The following is a 15,249-nucleotide window of genomic DNA, read 5'->3' as shown; positions in this document are numbered from 1 at the left end:
CCTCGGGCGGTCGTTCACTCGAAGGGGAGGTTCGCCATGGCGATCCGTACGTTCGGCCCCAACGCCGTCGACTGGGAAGAGCGCGTCGACCTCGACCGGCTGCGCAAGGAGCGCCTTGCCCGGCTGAACGCCGCGCTGAACCGTTCCGAACTGGGCGCCCTGCTCAGCTTCGACTTCTCCAACATCCGCTATATGTCGTCCACCCATATCGGCACCTGGGCGATGGACAAGCTGATCCGTTTCGCGCTGCTCGTCCGCGGCGGCGAACCGGTCGTCTGGGACTTCGGCTCCGCAGCCCGCCACCACCAGCTCTACAACCCCTGGCTCGACTACAGCGACGGCAAGGGCGGCCCGCCCACCGGCGCCCGCGCCGGTATCTCCACCCTCAGGGGCGCCTTCCATCCGGACGCCGGGATCGCCGAGGACGTCGCCGCCAAGATCGCCCAGATGCTGCGCGAACACGGCCTGGCGGGTGAGCCGTTGGGTGTCGACCTGGCCGAAATGCCCGTACTGCACGCCCTCAAGGAGGAGGGCATCGACGTCGTCGACGGCCAGCAGGTCTTCCTGGAGGCCCGCCGCATCAAGACCGGCGACGAGATCTCCCTGCTCACCCAGGCCTGCTCGATGGTCGACGCGGCGTACGAGGAGTTGTACGGCTATCTGCGGCCGGGCGTGCGCGAGAACGAGTGCGTCGGACTCGTCAGTAAGGTCCTCTACGACCTGGGTAGCGAGTACGTGGAAGGCGTCAACGCCATCTCGGGGGAGCGCTGTTCACCCCACCCGCACGTCTACAGCGACCGTCTGATCCGCCCCGGCGACCCGGCCTTCTTCGACATCCTGCACAGCCACCTCGGCTACCGCACCTGCTACTACCGCACGTTCGCCGTCGGCAGCGCCTCCGCCGCACAGCGCGACGCGTACGTCCGCTGCCGCGCCTACATGGACGAGGCCATCGCCCTGGTCCGGCCGGGCGCCACCACCGCCGACATCGTCCAGGTCTGGCCGCGCGCCGAGGAGTTCGGCTTCCCCGACGAGACGGCCGCGTTCGCCTTGCAGTACGGGCACGGGGTGGGCCTGTCCATCTGGGAGAAGCCCATCTTCAGCCGCCTCGTCTCGCTCGACCATCCCGAAGTCCTCGAAGAGGGCATGGTGTTCGCGCTGGAGACGTACTGGCCGGCCGCCGACGGCTGGTCGGCGGCGCGGATCGAGGAGGAGGTCGTCGTCACCGCCGACGGCTGCGAGGTGATCACCAAGTTCCCCGCGGAGGAACTGCTCGTGGCGGGCCGCAAGTACTGGACGGTCGGCGGCGCACTCAACACCCGGCGTGAGGCTCAGTCCCACCTCAACACCCCCGAGGGCAGGGGCGAGTCATGACCGGCGCCGCCTCGACGAATGCGGGTCAACTCCTCGCGCTCTACGAGCAGATGGCCGTGATCCGGCGTACGGAGAAGGCCGCCCACGACCTGTTCCTGGCCGGCCTCGTCAAGGGCACCACCCACCTCGCCTCCGGCCACGAGGCGATCGCGGTCGGCGCGAGCGCGGCCCTCCGGGACGACGACTACGTCTTCGCGACCTATCGCGGCCACCACCACGCGCTGGCCCGCGGCGCCACCCCCGAGGAATGCCTCGCCGAACTGATGAGCCGCGCCACCGGCCTGTGCAAGGCCAAGGGCGGCTCGATGCACCTCACCAAGGCGTCGCACAACATGCTCGGCTCGTACGCCATCGTCGGCGCCCACCTGCCCATGGCGGTCGGCGCCGCCTGGTCGGCACGGCTGCGCGGCACGGGACAGATCGCCGTGGCGTTCTTCGGCGACGGCGCGACCAACATCGGAGCCTTCCACGAGTCGCTGAACCTGGCCGCCGTATGGAAGCTGCCCGTGCTGTTCGTCTGCGAGAACAACTTGTACATGGAGTACACGCCGATCGCCGACGTCACCGCGGTGGCGAACCCCGCGGCGGACCGTGCGCCCGCGTACGGCATCCCCGGCGAGGTCGTCGACGGCAACGACGTGGTCCTCGTCCAGGAGGCGGTGGGACGGCTGGCGGACCGGGCCCGTGCGGGAGACGGGCCCAGCCTGCTGGAGGCGCAGACCTACCGGCACTTCGGCCACAGCCGCTCCGACCCGGCCACCTACCGACCGGCCGAGGAGGTGGAGCGCTGGCTGAAGCACGACCCGCTGGATCTCGCCCGCGGGCGGCTCGCCGAACTGGGCGTGCCCGAGGAAGCGGTCACGGAGGCCGACGCTCGCGCAACGGACCTCGTACAGCAGGCAGTCGATGCCGCGAAGCAGGCGCCCGCGGCCGATCCGCGGGAGGCGCTGACCGACGTATGGGCCGACGGAGGTGCGGCGTGGCGGACGTGATCACCTACCGTGAGGCGGTCGCCGAGGGCATCGCACGCGAGATGCGGCGTGATCCCGCGGTTGTCTGCCTGGGGGAGGACATCGGCGCGGCGGGCGGGGTGTTCAAGACGACCGTCGGGCTGCACAAGGAGTTCGGGCCCGAGCGGGTGTGGGACACGCCGATCTCCGAACAGGCCATCGTCGGGGCGGCGATGGGCGCCGCGATGACCGGGATGCGGCCCGTCGCGGAGATCATGTTCTCCGACTTCCTGGCCTGTTGCTGGGACTACCTCGCCAACGAGATACCCAAGGTGCGGTACATGACGGGTGGTCAGGTCACCGTGCCGCTCGTCGTCCGCACGGCCAACGGCGGCGGTCTCGGCTTCGGCGCCCAGCACTCCCAGGCCACCGAGAACTGGGCGTTCACCGTTCCCGGACTGAAGATCGCGGCACCCGCCACGCCCGCCGACGTGATCGGCATGATGGCCGCCGCCGTCCGCAGCGACGACCCGGTGGTCTTCTTCGAGCACAAGGGACTGTTCGCGGCCAAGGGGCCGCCCGCGCCACCTGACCACATCGTCGAGCTGGGGCAGGCCGCCGTCGTACGCGAAGGCGCCGACGTCACGCTCGTCGCCCTCGCCTCGATGGTGCCCGTGGCGCTGACGGCCGCCGAACGGCTGGCCGAGGAGGACATCGATGCCGAGGTGATCGATCTGCGCTGCCTGGTGCCGCTGGACACGCGCACGGTGCTCGGTTCCCTTGCGAAGACCTCGCGGCTCGTGACCGTCGAGGAGAACCCCTACCAGGGCGGATGGGGAGGCACCCTCGTATCGGTCGTGGCCGATGAGGGATTCGGCCTCCTCGACGCGCCCGTACGCCGGGTCGCGGCCGAGTGCGTGCCGCTGCCCTTCGCGGACGCGCTCGAAGAGCAGGTCATCCCCACCGTCGACAAGGTCGTGACGGCGGTCCGGCGGCTCGCCGCGTACTGAACACACCAAGGGAGGAAGGCCGATGACCAGTCGGATGCTTCTGCGCTCGGGCCACGTGATCTCGATGGACCCCGGCATCGGGGACCTGCCCGAGGGCGATGTACTGATCGAGGACGGGAAGATCGCGGCGGTCGCGGCGCAGATAGACGCCGAAGTCGACGCCGAAGTCCTGGACATGACCGGCCGCATCGTCGTGCCGGGCTTCGTCGACACCCACCGCCACACCTGGGAGGCGTCGATCCGCGGCTGCGCGCCCAACGCCACGCTCGACGACTACTTCGTCGAAGTCCTCGACACCTTCGCACCCGTCTACGGCCCCGAGGACGTGTACGCGGGCAATCTCGCGGGCTCCCTCGAGTGCCTGAACGCCGGGATCACCACGCTCGTCGACTGGTCGCACATCAACAACACACCCGAGCATCCCGACGCCGCCGTACGGGCGTTGAGCGAGACCGGGATCCGCGCCCAGTACGCGTACGGCAGCGCCAACACCTCGCTCGCCGACTACTGGTTCGACAGCAAGATCGCCATACCGGCGGACGACGTACGGCGGGTGAGGGAGCGTCACTTCGCGTCGGATGACGGCCTGTTGACCATGGCGCTCGCGACCCGCGGCCCGGGATTCTGCATCAACGACGTCGTCGAGGCCGAGTGGCTGCTCGCGCGCGAGCTGGACATCCCGATCACCGTGCACGTCGGCATGGGCCGGCTGGCCGGCCGCTTCGGGATGGTCAAGCAGCTGCACGACCTCGGGCTGCTCGGCTCCGACACCACCTACATCCACTGCTGCTACTTCAGCGAGGAGGAGTGGCGGATGGTCGCCGACAGCGGCGGCACGGTCTCCATCGCGCCGCAGGTGGAGCAGCAGATGGGGCACGGCTGGCCGCCCGTCATGAAGGCGATCGAGTACGGGCTGCGGCCGAGCCTGAGCATCGACGTGGTCACCACCGTGCCCGGCGACATGTTCACCCAGATCCGCGCGGCCTTCGGCGGCGAGCGCGCCCGGGTGAACGCCGAGTGCTGGGAGGCCGACACACCCGTTCCCGCAACGATGCTGACAGCACGCCAGATGCTGGAGATCGCCACCGTCAACGGCGCACATGTCGCGGGACTCGAGCACCGCACCGGCTCACTGACCCCCGGCAAACGCGCCGACATCGTCGCCATCGACGCGACGGCCCTCAACATCGCGCCCCTCATCGACCCGGTCGCCGCGGTGACCCTGTGCGCGGACGTGTCCAACGTGGACACGGTCATCGTCGACGGCACGGTCCGCAAGCGCGACGGCAAGCTGCTCGCCGACACCGCGCGGGCACGGCGCCTTGTCGAGGAATCCCGCGACCGCCTCGCCGTGGCGGTCGAGGACCGGAAGAGGCAGTCGGCGTAGGGGAGTTGACGCGGAGGTGGCGGCAGACATGACCCACTTCGTGGTACGGCGGGCGGCGGACGCCACGTTCGCCGTCCCGCCTCGACTGCCTTACAGCAGTACGGGATTCCGGCGGCGGACGGTCGTCGACGAGGCGGACGGCGCCGTGCACACCGGTTTCGGCGTCTGCGAGCTGTCCCCCGACGGAGCGATCGGCGCGCACGTGCACGCGTACGAGGAGTCCTTCCACGTGCTGTCGGGAAGGCTGATCCTCGATGTGCCGGAGGGCACGTACCTGCTCGAAGAAGGCGACTACGGACTGCTCCCGACGGGCGTGCCGCACGCCTGGCGCGGTGCCGGGGACACGGTGGCGCGCTGGGCGGACATGCTCGCGCCGGTGCCGCGGGCCCGCTATGGGTACGACACCCAGGCGGTACCCGCGCTCCCGGTGCTGCCGGCGCGTGAGCCGGTCCGCATCGACGTACGCGATCCGCGCACCCGCTCGTTCGGCCACTTCGAGGCCGTCCAGATGGACCCCGGCAAGCAGTCCCAGGACCTCCTGGCCGTGTCGGCCAGCATGCGGACGGCGCTGCTCGTCTACAGCGGCATCACCGTGAAGATGATGGTGGACAGCGATCTGGGCGCGGTCGCCTCGACGATGTTCATGGTGCAGTACGCGCCCGACGGCGTCGCCGGCAGCCACGACCACCCCTTCGAGGAGACGTATCTGATCGTCGAGGGCACCGTGGACGCCACCTTCGACGGCGAGCGCCACCGGCTCGGCGTGGGCGACGCCGCCTGGGCGGGCGCCGGTTGTGTGCACAGCTTCGCCAACGCCGGTACGGGACCGGTGCGTTGGCTGGAGACACAGGCGCCGCAACCGCCGTCGCGGCACTCCTACCGGTTCACCAGGGACTGGGACTATCTGCGCTCGACCTTGGGAGAGAAGCCATGAGCAGCGTGGTCGTCATCGGCGGTACGTCCGGGATCGGCCGGGAGTTCGCCCGGCACCGCGCGGCGAGCGGCGACGAGGTCGTACTCACCGGGCGCGACGCCGGCCGGGCCGCCACCGTCGCCAAGGAGACCGGCGCGTCCCTCGGCCTCGCCCTCGACCTGTCCCGGCCGCACGAGATCGCCGCGGCGCTGACCGATATCGGGCGTGTCGACCACCTCGTCCTCGTCGGGATCTCCCGTGACAACAACAGCGTCACGGAGTACGACATCGACGCAGCCACCCGCCTGATCACGCTCAAGCTCGTCGGCTACACGGAGGTCGTGCACACGCTGCGGCCAAGGCTGCACGACGACAGTGCCATCGTGCTGTTCGGAGGGCAGGCCAAGGAGCGGCCCTACCCGGGCGCGACCACGGTCGCCACCGTCAACGCGGGCGTCACCGGCCTCGTACGCACCCTCGCCACCGAGCTCGCCCCGATCCGCGTCAATGCGGTGCACCCCGGGGTCGTCGGCGACAGCCCCTTCTGGTCGGGCAAGCCGCTCGACGCCCTGATCACCAGGACGCCCACGGGCCGGCTGGCAACCATGCGGGACGTGGTGGACGCAGTGGACTTCCTGCTCGGCAACCGGTCGGTCAACGGGGTCGACCTGAGCGTCGACGGCGGGTGGCTGCTGCGTTGACGGTGCGCGTTGCGTTCGTCAGGAGGGGCTGAGCCGCGAGCTGGGTGGAGGTTGGGCCCGGTCGGGATGCCGGTGCCGATGTCGAGGAACTGCCGGATGCCCGCCCAGGTGGCTGACCTGGGGTCCCCCAGGCATTCAGCTCGACTGATTCCTGGGCGGCAAGGACAACCACCCGGTCGACGAGGAACTGGGCCAGGCTTTCAGCCCTCGTCCTTCGCCCGTTTCTCCGCGCGCCGCAGAACGTCGTCCACGACCTTCTTGTCGAGCGCGGCCCGCACCAACGCGGCTGCCAGCACGGCCGGTTCGGTGTGACCGGCGAGCTTCACCAGGTGGTCCGGCTCCTTGGGCAGCCCGAGCCGCTCCGCGCCCTGGAGCGCCTTCGCGTCGAGCCAGGGCGCGGCCTCGGGCCAGACCAGCTGCACCTCCCGCAGGAAGATGTCCACGCCGGCCGGACCGAGAGCCGGTATCTCCCGCAGCAGGGAACGCAGTTCGTCGAGATCGCCGTCCGCCTCGTCCCGCATACGCCGCAGATCGCCGCCCCAACGCTCCAGCAGCAGCTCGGCGCCCTCACCGAGCATCGTCGCCGTGCGCTCGTCGTAGCGCCGATAGCCGCCCTCGCCCAGTGCGTCGACCCGCTGCTGCCAGCTCGCGTCGGCCATCCGGCGCGGATCGCGCATCCCCGCCTCGTACAGGGCGCGGGTGGCCGCGAGGGCGACGGAGCCGCGGATCCGCGCGCTGAGGAGACAGGCCAAGACCAGGGTGCGGTACAGCGGCTGCGGTGTGTTCCGCAGTTTGATGCCCGCCTCCTCGGCGAACGTACGGCCGTGTTCGGCGATCAGCGTCTCGAGGACCCGGCTGTCCTGGTCTGTTCGTCTGGCCATGACTACGGCCTGAGCGGGTCATGGCCGAGCGTCATCAGCCGGTGACGGCGTTCGGTCTCCCGGGTCGCGGCTTCCCCCGCCGTGGGCTCCAGCGAGGGGTCCGTCTCGGCCTCGACCGTGTCCACGACCTCGTACATCACGCTGATGTCGTCCTCGGTGAGGTCCGTGCGACGCTTCTGGAGGATGGCCAGGACGTGCTGGCCGGTGGGCGAACCCGCGTGCTCCGGCAGCGGTTCGGTCTCCTCGTCGGCGTCACTGACCTTCAGCCAGGCGGCCAGTTCCTGCGAGGTCATGTTCACCACGCGGTGGAACTCGTCCCACAGCACGTCGAGTTCGAGGGCGTCGGCCATTGCGTACCCCTTTCGTTCGTACGCTGGTATGCGGCCATGCACTGGGCGGTGGTCAGTCGCGTGGCCAGTCCTCGGCCTGGAACATCCAGCGGTGCTTCTCGAGTTCGGCCGTGAGGGAGATCAGCAGGTCCTGGGTCACGGGGTCGGCTTCGTCCGTCGCGTTGATCCGCTCCCGAAGCTGCCCGATGGTCGTGTTCAGGGACTCGATGAGCAGGCCGACGACCTCGGTGTCCTGCACCCAGCCTTCTTTCGGGCTCTGGTGGGCGCAGGTCGCGGCGATGGTCTCGGGCCGCCCGTCGGGCGGGATGCCGAGTGCCGCGGCGCGTTCGGCCACGGTGTCGGCGTACGAACGTGCCGTGGCGACGACCTCGTCGAGCTGGAAGTGAATCGTGCGGAACCGGGGGCCCACGATGTTCCAGTGGACCTGTTTGCCGATGAGTGACAGCCCCAGCAGGTCCACCAGAGTGCCCTGCAGGGCGTCCGCGACCACCTGACGTGCGGGGTCGGGAAGGGTGCTCTTCACCACAGTCATGACGCGTTTCTCCTCGTGGTTTCGCGGCTTCTGGTTTCGCGGCTCGTGGCTTCGGCGCTTGTGGTCTGACGTCGGACAAGACGAAGCAGTCCCGCGCGTTCCTCCTCACACGTTCCGCCCCACACACCCGAGGTCTGTCCGGTTTCGAGCGCCCAGGCCAGGCACTGGTAGGACACCGGGCAGCGGGCACAGACCTCCTTGGCGGCCTCGACATCCTGCAGGGCCGGGCCGGTCGTGCCCACGGGGAAGAACAGTTCGGGGTCCTCATCCGCGCAGGCTGCTCTGAGCAACCACTCCATGCGGGCGCGAGTGCCCAAGGCGGATCTGCGGAAACACGTGCCTTTCGGGTCCCCGCTTCCCGAGCTCGCGGTCCGGTCAGCTCGCCGTTCTCCCGGGTACGCGGATGGGTCCGTTTCCCGAATCGACCGTCCGGTCAGTTCCCGAGCACGCGGTCCACGAAGCCGGTCACGTCCGCGAGGACCGCGGCCTTGTCCGTCTCGTTGAAGACCTCGTGCTGTGCGCCCGGGTAGACGCGCTCGGTCCAGTCGGCTCCGCGCAGTTCCTCGACACCCGCGCGGCTGGCCGGCAGTGGCACGAGGCGGTCGTCGTCGCCGTGCAGCCACAGCAGCGGGAGTGGGCCGACGCCGCCGCTCTTGGAGACGGTCTCCAGCGTGCGGACGAAGGCTTCCAGCGTCGGGCGCTTGAACGGGCCGTGCCAGACGAGGGGATCCTCCGCGTACGCCTCGCCCACCGCCGGGTCGCGCGAAAGCGTCGCCGGGTCGATGGGGACCTCGGGGATCGGGTCGTGCGCCAGCAGCTGCCGGGGAACGCCCCAGTCACCGATCACCGGCCCGGACAGCACGAGCGCGGCCAGACCGTCGCCGTACCGCTGTGCGTACCGCGCCGCGATGAGCCCGCCCATGGAGTGGCCGATCAGCACGACGGGCACGCCGGGGTGCGCGGCGCGGGCCAGCCGCTCCACCGCGTGGACGTCGGTCACCACGTCCTCGAAGTCCTCGATCAGCACCGGCTCGCCCGCCGACTTCCCGTGGCCCATGTGGTCCGGCCCGAAGACCGCGGCGCCATGCCCGTTCAGTACGTCCGCCACGTACTCGTACCGGCCGATGTGCTCCCCGTAGCCATGGACCAGGAGCGCGACATACCGCGGCCCCTCCCGTGGCCACTCGCGTGTGGTGATGCTGCCCCTGGTGCCGGTGAGGGTGTACTCGCGGGAGTCGGCCATGGCTCGCTCCTCCATCGACGTCGGCGAAGGTTCCGGATGATCTTCCCAGGCAGCGGGGCGGCGGTCCACAGCGCGATACCAGCGGCGTCACCTGGCGAGGTGCCTCTTACGGGCAAGGGGCCACCTGGCGAGACGGTTCTGACACGGAGAGATGGCTGCGCATAGCATCAGTCTCCGCATGAACACGATGACGCTCTGGCACATCTCTGTCTGGGAGTTCGCCGCACTCGCCGCCGCGGCCATGCTCGTCGGCTTCTCGAAGACCGCCGTGAGCGGGGCCAACACGGTCAGCCTCGCGATCTTCGCCGCCGTCCTGCCCGCCCGCGCCTCCACCGGCGTACTGCTGCCCGTGCTCATCGTCGGGGACGTACTCGCCGTGCTCACCTATCGCCGGCACGCCCACTGGCCCACGCTGTGGCGGCTCTTCCCGGCGGTGGCGGGCGGCGTGGTGATCGGCACGGTGTTCCTGATGTGGGCGGACGACCAGGTCGTACGGATGTCGATCGGCGCGATTCTGCTGCTGATGGCCGGGGTCACGGTATGGCGCCGCCGGAAGGCCACGGCGGAGGAGGAACCGGAGGCGGTGACCTCGCCGGCGGGCCGGATCAAGGCGCGTTCGTACGGTGTGCTCGGCGGCTTCACGACGATGGTCGCCAATGCGGGCGGTCCCGTCATGTCGATGTATCTCCTCTCGGCGGGCTTCCGCAAACTCGGCTTCCTGGGGACCTCGGCCTTCTTCTTCCTGATCGTCAACGTGTCCAAGGTGCCCTTCAGCGTGGGCCTCGGCCTGATCGACGGCCGCTCACTGCTGCTGGACGCCGCCCTCGCCGCCTTCGTCATCCCCGGTGCCGTGATCGGCAAGCTCGCTGTGGACCGCATCAACCAGCGGCTCTTCGAGCAGTTGGTGATCGCGGCGACGGTGGTGGGCGGGGCGCAGCTGCTGCTTCGCTGAGCCTGGTGTTTTGCCGATCCCTGTGGCCGGCTGGTTCCTCGTTGATTCCTGTGCCCCGTACGCTCGGCTGATTCGTGTGGCCCGTACGCTCGGCGGCATGTCCCCGGATGCCCGTGCCCGCGCCCATGTCCTGGTCCTGGGTGGCACGGCCGAGGCCCGCGAACTCGCCGCGGCCCTCGCCGCCCGGCCCGGCGTGCGCGTGACCACCTCGCTCGCGGGCCGGGTGTCTCGGCCGGGGGCCCTCGAAGGGGACGTACGCGTCGGGGGATTCGGCGGGGCGGAAGGGCTCGCCTGGTGGCTGCGTGCGGAGCGCGTGGACGCACTGGTCGACGCCACGCATCCCTTCGCCTCGGGCATCACGGCGAACGCGGCGCAGGCCGCGAGGGCCGAGGGTGTCCCGGCCGTAGTCCTGCGCCGCCCCGGCTGGCAGGCAGGGCCCGGCGACCGCTGGCACTCGACGACCTCCCTCGCAGAAGCCGCCGACCTGCTCCCGTCGCTGGGCCGCCGCGTCTTCCTCACAACGGGCCGCCTGGGCCTGGCAGCCTTCGCCCCGCTCTCCGAACTCCACTTCCTCGTACGCTCGGTGGAGCCTCCCGAGCCGCCGCTGCCACGCCACACGGAAGTCCTGCTGGCCCGCGGCCCGTTCACGGTGGAAGACGAGTCGACCCTCCTACGCGAGCACGCAATCGACGTCCTGGTGACGAAAGACAGCGGCGGCGCCTCGACGTCAGCCAAGCTGACGGCCGCCCGCGCCCTGGCCGTCCCGGTCGTGGTGGTACGCCGCCCTCCGCTGCCGGAGGGGGTGGTGCCTGCCGCCGGTGTCGCCGAGGTGCTGGCTTGGCTGGAGGGCGGCCTTCCGGGGACGGGGCCCTGATGGGGTGCCGGTGCGGTGAGTTGTTGCCGGCCCAGGGGATGGGACAGGGGAGACGGGGACACGTGGCGGGGCCCGGTGCGACCGTCCCGCCCTACCCCCGCGGCCGCCTGCGCAGCAAGTACGTGTCCATGATCCAGCCCTTTCGCTCACGAGCCTCCGAGCGGAGCTCGGTGATGCGAGGCGCCGTGTCCGCGAGCGGGCCCGAGGCGAGGATCTCGTCCGGGGTGCCTATGTAGGCGCCCCAGTAGATGTCGATGTCCTGGTCGGCGTACCGCTGGAAGGTCTGGTGGGCGTCGAGCATGACGACGACATCGTCGACGCCCTCGGGGAAGCCTTCGGCAAGGCGTCGGCCCGTCGTGATCTGCACTGGTCCTGCGACCCGATTGAGGCCCGTGCGATGGCGGGCGACGAGGGCGGAGACGCTGCTGATGCCGGGTACGACGTCGTAGTCGAAGGCCACCGCGCCCCGCTCGAGGATCTCCTCCAGGATCCCAAGTGTGCTGTCGTACAACGCGGGATCGCCCCAGACCAGGAACGCCCCGCTTTCCTCCTCGCCCAACTCCTCGCCGATCAAGCGCTCGTAGATGTCGGCGCGAGCCCGGCGCCAGTCCCCGACAGCGGGGGAGTAGCCCGCGCCACCGGCGGCCCGGTCCCGCTCCGGATCGCGGGCCTCCGCCAGCCGGTACGTCCCCTCCGGTATGTGCGCGTCGAGAATGTCACGGCGCAGCTGAACGAGGTCCGACTTCACCTCGCCCTTGTCCAGGATGAAGAACACGTCCGTGCTCCGCAGGGCCTTGACCGCCTGAAGGGTCAATTGGTCGGGGTCGCCTGCCCCAATGCCGATGACATGAATCTTTCGCACACCCCGAGTCTGCCCCACGCCACTGACACTCGGATCACCGCACCCGACCGGAACGGCCGGCAGGCCTTCAGGCCTGCGCCGCTACGCCTTGCTCCCGCGCAGCCGAGGAGCCCACGCCTCCGCGTCCACCGCGGCCTCGTCCCGCTCCACGACCCCGGCCAACTCACGTGCCCAGGCGATGAGTTCCGGCAGTTCCATTCCGTACGGCCGCTCCTGCCCGGCCTCCACGCCCCACTCCTCGACCGCCTCGGCCCCCCGCCGCAACAGCCGTGCCCCACCCGTGAGGTTCCCGCGAGCCGCATGCGTGAGCCCCACCGCGAGCTGGGCCAGTCCGCGCCACAGGGCCCGTTCCTCCTCCGGTCCCGACTTCCAGGCGTCCTCGAAGACCTCGTGCGCATGGAACGGCTTCCCCGCCTCCAACAGCGCCTGCGCCTCGTCGACGGTCTCCTCGGGCGTACGTACGACCCCTTCAGGCTGCCGCTCCACCCCGTCGGCCCCGTACGGCAACGGCCGCCCGAGCCCGTCCCGCGGCCGCGCACTGCGCGCCCGCCCCTCGGCATCTCGGTCCCGTCCGTCGTCAGAAGCACTATCCATACCCCGATTGTCCCCCGTCCCACGCCCACTTCGGAGCACGCCGCGACGTGAGGTAAAGTGCTCTACGCGCGATCACGCGGTTCACCGCGACGGTCGCATCGGGACGTGGCGCAGCTTGGTAGCGCACTTGACTGGGGGTCAAGGGGTCGCAGGTTCAAATCCTGTCGTCCCGACAGTGCGAAGGGTCTTCGCAGGCGAGAGCCTGTGGGGGCCCTTTTCGTATGGGTCGCATTCGGGCTTCGAGGTTGAGCATGCCGCTCATAGGCGCCTTTACTCGGAGGTTTGCGAGGATGCCGCTGCTGGACCTGGACAAGATCACTGCGGGGCTGTCGACGACCTGTCCGCGATTCCAGAAGACCTCCACGAGTACGTACTGACCGACGGCCCGGGCGCCGACAAGCGGCTACTCCTCGCCCGGTCCGACAGCTGGGTTGCCGTCCTCGCGGTCTCCACCGCAGCCGCGTACGACCACGCGCATCCGGACAGCCGTACCAATCAGTGCCTGGACCACGTGCTGCTCGGCGACGGTGCCACGGCCCGGCCGACGGATCCGGCGCAGCACTGCTGAGCGTCAGGACATACCTGGCATGCCCTCCGTGTCGCCGGACGAACCGGACCCACCCGATGTGCCGTCGGACGAACCGGAGCCGTCCGAGGACATCGCGGCCTTCTCACCGCCGGGCGTGACCGCGTACCACTTGCTGTCCTTGGCTTGGCCCTTCATCTCGCCAGCCTTGGCATCGCCCATGTAGCGGTACAGCGGCCGACCGGCGAGGGTGAGCTGCTTCATTCCGTCCGAGCGGTCCACCGAGCCGACGAGGTTCTGCTCTACGCCCATCGCCTTCACAGAGTCCTGTGCCATGACCGGCATCCAGGTCTTTGCACAGTCGCCGGTACACATCGACTTGGACGGGGACGCCTGGTCCATCTCGTAGCGATAGAGGGTCATCCCCTTGTCGTCGGTGACGAAGGTGCCCATGCCCTCCATCTCCTCGGTCATCAGCATGGAGGTGGTGGGCATGCCCATGCCGTCCGCATCACCGCTGCCGGCCGGGGCGGAGGACGCGGGCCCGGCGGCGCCGGAGTCCGTACTGGAGGAACTGTCCCCCGAGCTGCCGCATGCGGCCAGGAGGAGTGCGGAGGTGACGCCTGCAGCTGCGGCCAGGACAACACGTTGCCGGATCACGGAGGTTCCCTTCACTGAGCCCTGTTTCTACTTACTCACTTAGTACGTCGGATCTCAGTGGACTGTTCAGCCACGGACGCCTCACATCACAAAGCCTTGCCCGACGGCACACGGCCGTCGGGCAGGGCTCTCGTCGGGTGCGTGGTGGTCAGGCCAGCGCACTGCCCTTCTTCCAGGACTCCCAGTCGACGTTCCAGGCGCCGTAGCCGTTGTTCACGTCCACGGTGTCCGTGGACTTGACGACGGTCACAGGGTCGCCGTAGTTCACCCGGTCGTAGAACCACTTGGCGTTGGCGGTGCTCAGGCCGATGCAGCCGTGGCTGGCGTTGACCTTGCCGAACTTGCCCTCGTTCCACGGGGCGGCGTGGGCGTAGGTGCCCGAGGGGGTGAGCTGGACGTCCCACTTGACGGCGCCCAGGTCATACGCCTCGGGGCCGAAGATGCCGACCGTGGCGGAGTTCATCCGGATCGTCGGGACCTTACTCAGTACCACCATGGTGCCGTTCCACGTCTCGAAGGTCTTCTTGCCCGTGGAGACCGGAAGGGTCTTCACGACCTTGCCGTTCTCGGCCACGGTCATCGTCTTCTTGACCACGTCCACCGTGCTGACGACGGACTTGCCGATGGTGAAGTCGATCTCGCGCTTCTGCGTGCCGACCAGGTCGCCGTTCTTCACGCCGACCAGGTCCATCCGCAGCTTCACCTTCGTGCCGGACTTCCAGTACTCCTTGGGCCGGTAGTCGACCCGGTCCTTGCCGTCCCGGTCCTTCATCCAGCTCCACGCGCCCTCGACGGCCGGGGAAGAGGTGACGCTGAGCTTGCGCTCCACCGCCGCCTTGTCGTGGATCGCCTTGTTGAAGACGATCGAGACCGGGAGGGCGACGCCGACGGTGGCGCCCTTGTTGACGTTATAGGTGCCGACGAAGATCTCGTCCTTGCTGAGCGTCGTGAAGCTGCTGGTGCGGGTCGTCTTTTCGCCGTCGGGGGCGGCGAGTTGGGCCTTGAGTGTGTAGGCGGTGCCGTATCCGGTGGCGTGGGACGAGGTCCAGGAGGTGCCGTCGGAGGACAGTGCGCCGTCGAGGGTCTTGCCGTCGCCGGCGGTGACCGTGACCGACGCCAGCTTCCCGTCGCTCGCCTTCACCGTGAGCGGCTCACCGGGTATGACGTCCTTGTCGTCGGTGGCGGGAGAAACCGTGACGGCAGCCGACCCGTTCTTGCCGGAATCCGCGCCCACCTCTGCCCCGGGCTTCGAATCCGAGGCCGGTGATTCCTTCGAGGCGCCATTGGCGGTCTGGCTGCAGGCGGCCAGAGTCACGACCCCGGCCAGGGCGAGCGCCGCGAATCCCAGCCGCCTGCGCCGAGGCCGTCGCTCTGCGGGCGCCATGTGCTCCCGTCGGCTGTCTTGCACAGTCATTCTCCATCCAAGATGTAGCTAAGTGA

General features: G+C 69.6%; 17 protein-coding genes, 1 tRNA gene and 1 pseudogene. 9 read left to right on the top strand and 10 right to left on the bottom strand.

Translation table 11 applies throughout. The annotated features are described in order from the left end of the window. Nucleotides 1-36: 36 nt before the first annotated feature. From ACFYO0_RS41220 to ACFYO0_RS41195, 6 genes are read left to right on the top strand one after another with little or no spacing between them, the layout of a single operon-like run. On the top strand, nt 37-1,374 hold the full coding sequence (locus ACFYO0_RS41220; protein WP_388686660.1) for a M24 family metallopeptidase: 1,338 nt from the start codon (nt 37-39) through the stop codon (nt 1,372-1,374). Continuing rightward, a complete protein-coding gene (locus ACFYO0_RS41215) occupies nt 1,371-2,366 on the top strand; it encodes a thiamine pyrophosphate-dependent dehydrogenase E1 component subunit alpha (RefSeq protein WP_388686658.1) in 996 nt (331 codons plus the stop codon). Before ACFYO0_RS41220 ends, ACFYO0_RS41215 begins: the two co-directional genes overlap by 4 nt. Then, nucleotides 2,354-3,334: an alpha-ketoacid dehydrogenase subunit beta gene (locus tag ACFYO0_RS41210; protein ID WP_388686657.1), complete on the top strand. Its 981-nt coding sequence runs from the start codon at nt 2,354-2,356 to the stop codon at nt 3,332-3,334. The genes ACFYO0_RS41215 and ACFYO0_RS41210 overlap by 13 nt, the downstream gene beginning before the upstream one ends. Before the next feature lie 22 nt (nt 3,335-3,356). After that, entirely contained in the window at nt 3,357-4,721 is a 1,365-nt protein-coding gene (locus tag ACFYO0_RS41205) for an amidohydrolase family protein (protein WP_388686656.1), read from the top strand. Nucleotides 4,722-4,749: 28 nt separating this feature from the next. After that, nucleotides 4,750-5,655 carry a cupin domain-containing protein gene (locus ACFYO0_RS41200; protein ID WP_388686655.1) on the top strand — a complete coding sequence of 302 codons (906 nt, stop codon included), beginning with the start codon at nt 4,750-4,752 and terminating at the stop codon, nt 5,653-5,655. After that, nucleotides 5,652-6,335: an SDR family NAD(P)-dependent oxidoreductase gene (locus ACFYO0_RS41195; protein WP_388686654.1), complete on the top strand. Its 684-nt coding sequence runs from the start codon at nt 5,652-5,654 to the stop codon at nt 6,333-6,335. Before ACFYO0_RS41200 ends, ACFYO0_RS41195 begins: the two co-directional genes overlap by 4 nt. Before the next feature lie 23 nt (nt 6,336-6,358). Here ACFYO0_RS41195 and ACFYO0_RS41190 read toward each other — a convergent pair. From ACFYO0_RS41190 to ACFYO0_RS41165, 6 genes and pseudogenes are all read right to left on the bottom strand, one after another. Then, a pseudogene (locus ACFYO0_RS41190) lies at nt 6,359-6,433 on the bottom strand (SAM-dependent methyltransferase); the annotation flags it as partial. Nucleotides 6,434-6,535: 102 nt separating this feature from the next. Continuing rightward, nucleotides 6,536-7,216 (bottom strand): endonuclease, encoded by a 681-nt coding sequence (locus ACFYO0_RS41185; RefSeq protein ID WP_388686652.1) that lies wholly within the window; start codon nt 7,214-7,216, stop codon nt 6,536-6,538. A 2-nt stretch (nt 7,217-7,218) separates the two neighbouring features. Continuing rightward, a complete protein-coding gene (locus ACFYO0_RS41180; protein ID WP_388686651.1) occupies nt 7,219-7,566 on the bottom strand; it encodes a DUF3140 domain-containing protein in 348 nt (115 codons plus the stop codon). A gap of 52 nt (nt 7,567-7,618) precedes the next feature. Then, complete coding sequence (locus tag ACFYO0_RS41175) at nt 7,619-8,098, bottom strand: Dps family protein (RefSeq protein ID WP_388686649.1); 480 nt, start codon at nt 8,096-8,098, stop codon at nt 7,619-7,621. Continuing rightward, a complete protein-coding gene (locus tag ACFYO0_RS41170; RefSeq protein WP_388686648.1) occupies nt 8,095-8,397 on the bottom strand; it encodes a WhiB family transcriptional regulator in 303 nt (100 codons plus the stop codon). Before ACFYO0_RS41170 ends, ACFYO0_RS41175 begins: the two co-directional genes overlap by 4 nt. Before the next feature lie 134 nt (nt 8,398-8,531). After that, complete coding sequence (locus ACFYO0_RS41165; RefSeq protein WP_388686646.1) at nt 8,532-9,341, bottom strand: alpha/beta hydrolase; 810 nt, start codon at nt 9,339-9,341, stop codon at nt 8,532-8,534. A 178-nt stretch (nt 9,342-9,519) separates the two neighbouring features. Here ACFYO0_RS41165 and ACFYO0_RS41160 point away from each other — a divergent pair, with 178 nt between their 5' ends. Both ACFYO0_RS41160 and ACFYO0_RS41155 read left to right on the top strand, forming a co-directional pair. Then, on the top strand, nt 9,520-10,293 hold the full coding sequence (locus ACFYO0_RS41160) for a sulfite exporter TauE/SafE family protein (protein WP_388686644.1): 774 nt from the start codon (nt 9,520-9,522) through the stop codon (nt 10,291-10,293). 97 nt (nt 10,294-10,390) lie between these two features. Next, entirely contained in the window at nt 10,391-11,167 is a 777-nt protein-coding gene (locus tag ACFYO0_RS41155; protein WP_388686643.1) for a cobalt-precorrin-6A reductase, read from the top strand. Nucleotides 11,168-11,258: 91 nt separating this feature from the next. Here the strand turns inward: ACFYO0_RS41155 and cobF are convergent, their stop codons facing one another. Both cobF and ACFYO0_RS41145 read right to left on the bottom strand, forming a co-directional pair. Further along, nucleotides 11,259-12,029 carry a precorrin-6A synthase (deacetylating) gene (gene cobF, locus ACFYO0_RS41150; protein ID WP_388686642.1) on the bottom strand — a complete coding sequence of 257 codons (771 nt, stop codon included), beginning with the start codon at nt 12,027-12,029 and terminating at the stop codon, nt 11,259-11,261. An 81-nt stretch (nt 12,030-12,110) separates the two neighbouring features. Continuing rightward, the gene (locus tag ACFYO0_RS41145; protein WP_388686640.1) at nt 12,111-12,623 is read right to left on the bottom strand and encodes a DUF309 domain-containing protein; all 513 of its coding nucleotides are present in this window, start codon (nt 12,621-12,623) and stop codon (nt 12,111-12,113) included. Nucleotides 12,624-12,722: 99 nt separating this feature from the next. On the opposite strand from ACFYO0_RS41145, the gene ACFYO0_RS41140 reads away from it, so the two are divergent. Continuing rightward, nucleotides 12,723-12,796 (top strand) — tRNA-Pro (locus tag ACFYO0_RS41140). 398 nt (nt 12,797-13,194) lie between these two features. Here ACFYO0_RS41140 and ACFYO0_RS41135 read toward each other — a convergent pair. Continuing rightward, nucleotides 13,195-13,809 (bottom strand): hypothetical protein, encoded by a 615-nt coding sequence (locus ACFYO0_RS41135; protein WP_388686639.1) that lies wholly within the window; start codon nt 13,807-13,809, stop codon nt 13,195-13,197. Nucleotides 13,810-13,957: 148 nt separating this feature from the next. Continuing rightward, nucleotides 13,958-15,223 carry an Ig-like domain-containing protein gene (locus ACFYO0_RS41130; RefSeq protein ID WP_388686637.1) on the bottom strand — a complete coding sequence of 422 codons (1,266 nt, stop codon included), beginning with the start codon at nt 15,221-15,223 and terminating at the stop codon, nt 13,958-13,960. Nucleotides 15,224-15,249 lie beyond the last annotated feature (26 nt).

This window comes from Streptomyces sp. NPDC006365, from assembly GCF_042870755.1.
Classification (GTDB): domain Bacteria; phylum Actinomycetota; class Actinomycetes; order Streptomycetales; family Streptomycetaceae; genus Streptomyces; species Streptomyces xiangluensis.
This window is presented reverse-complemented; position numbering and strand designations above follow the sequence as displayed.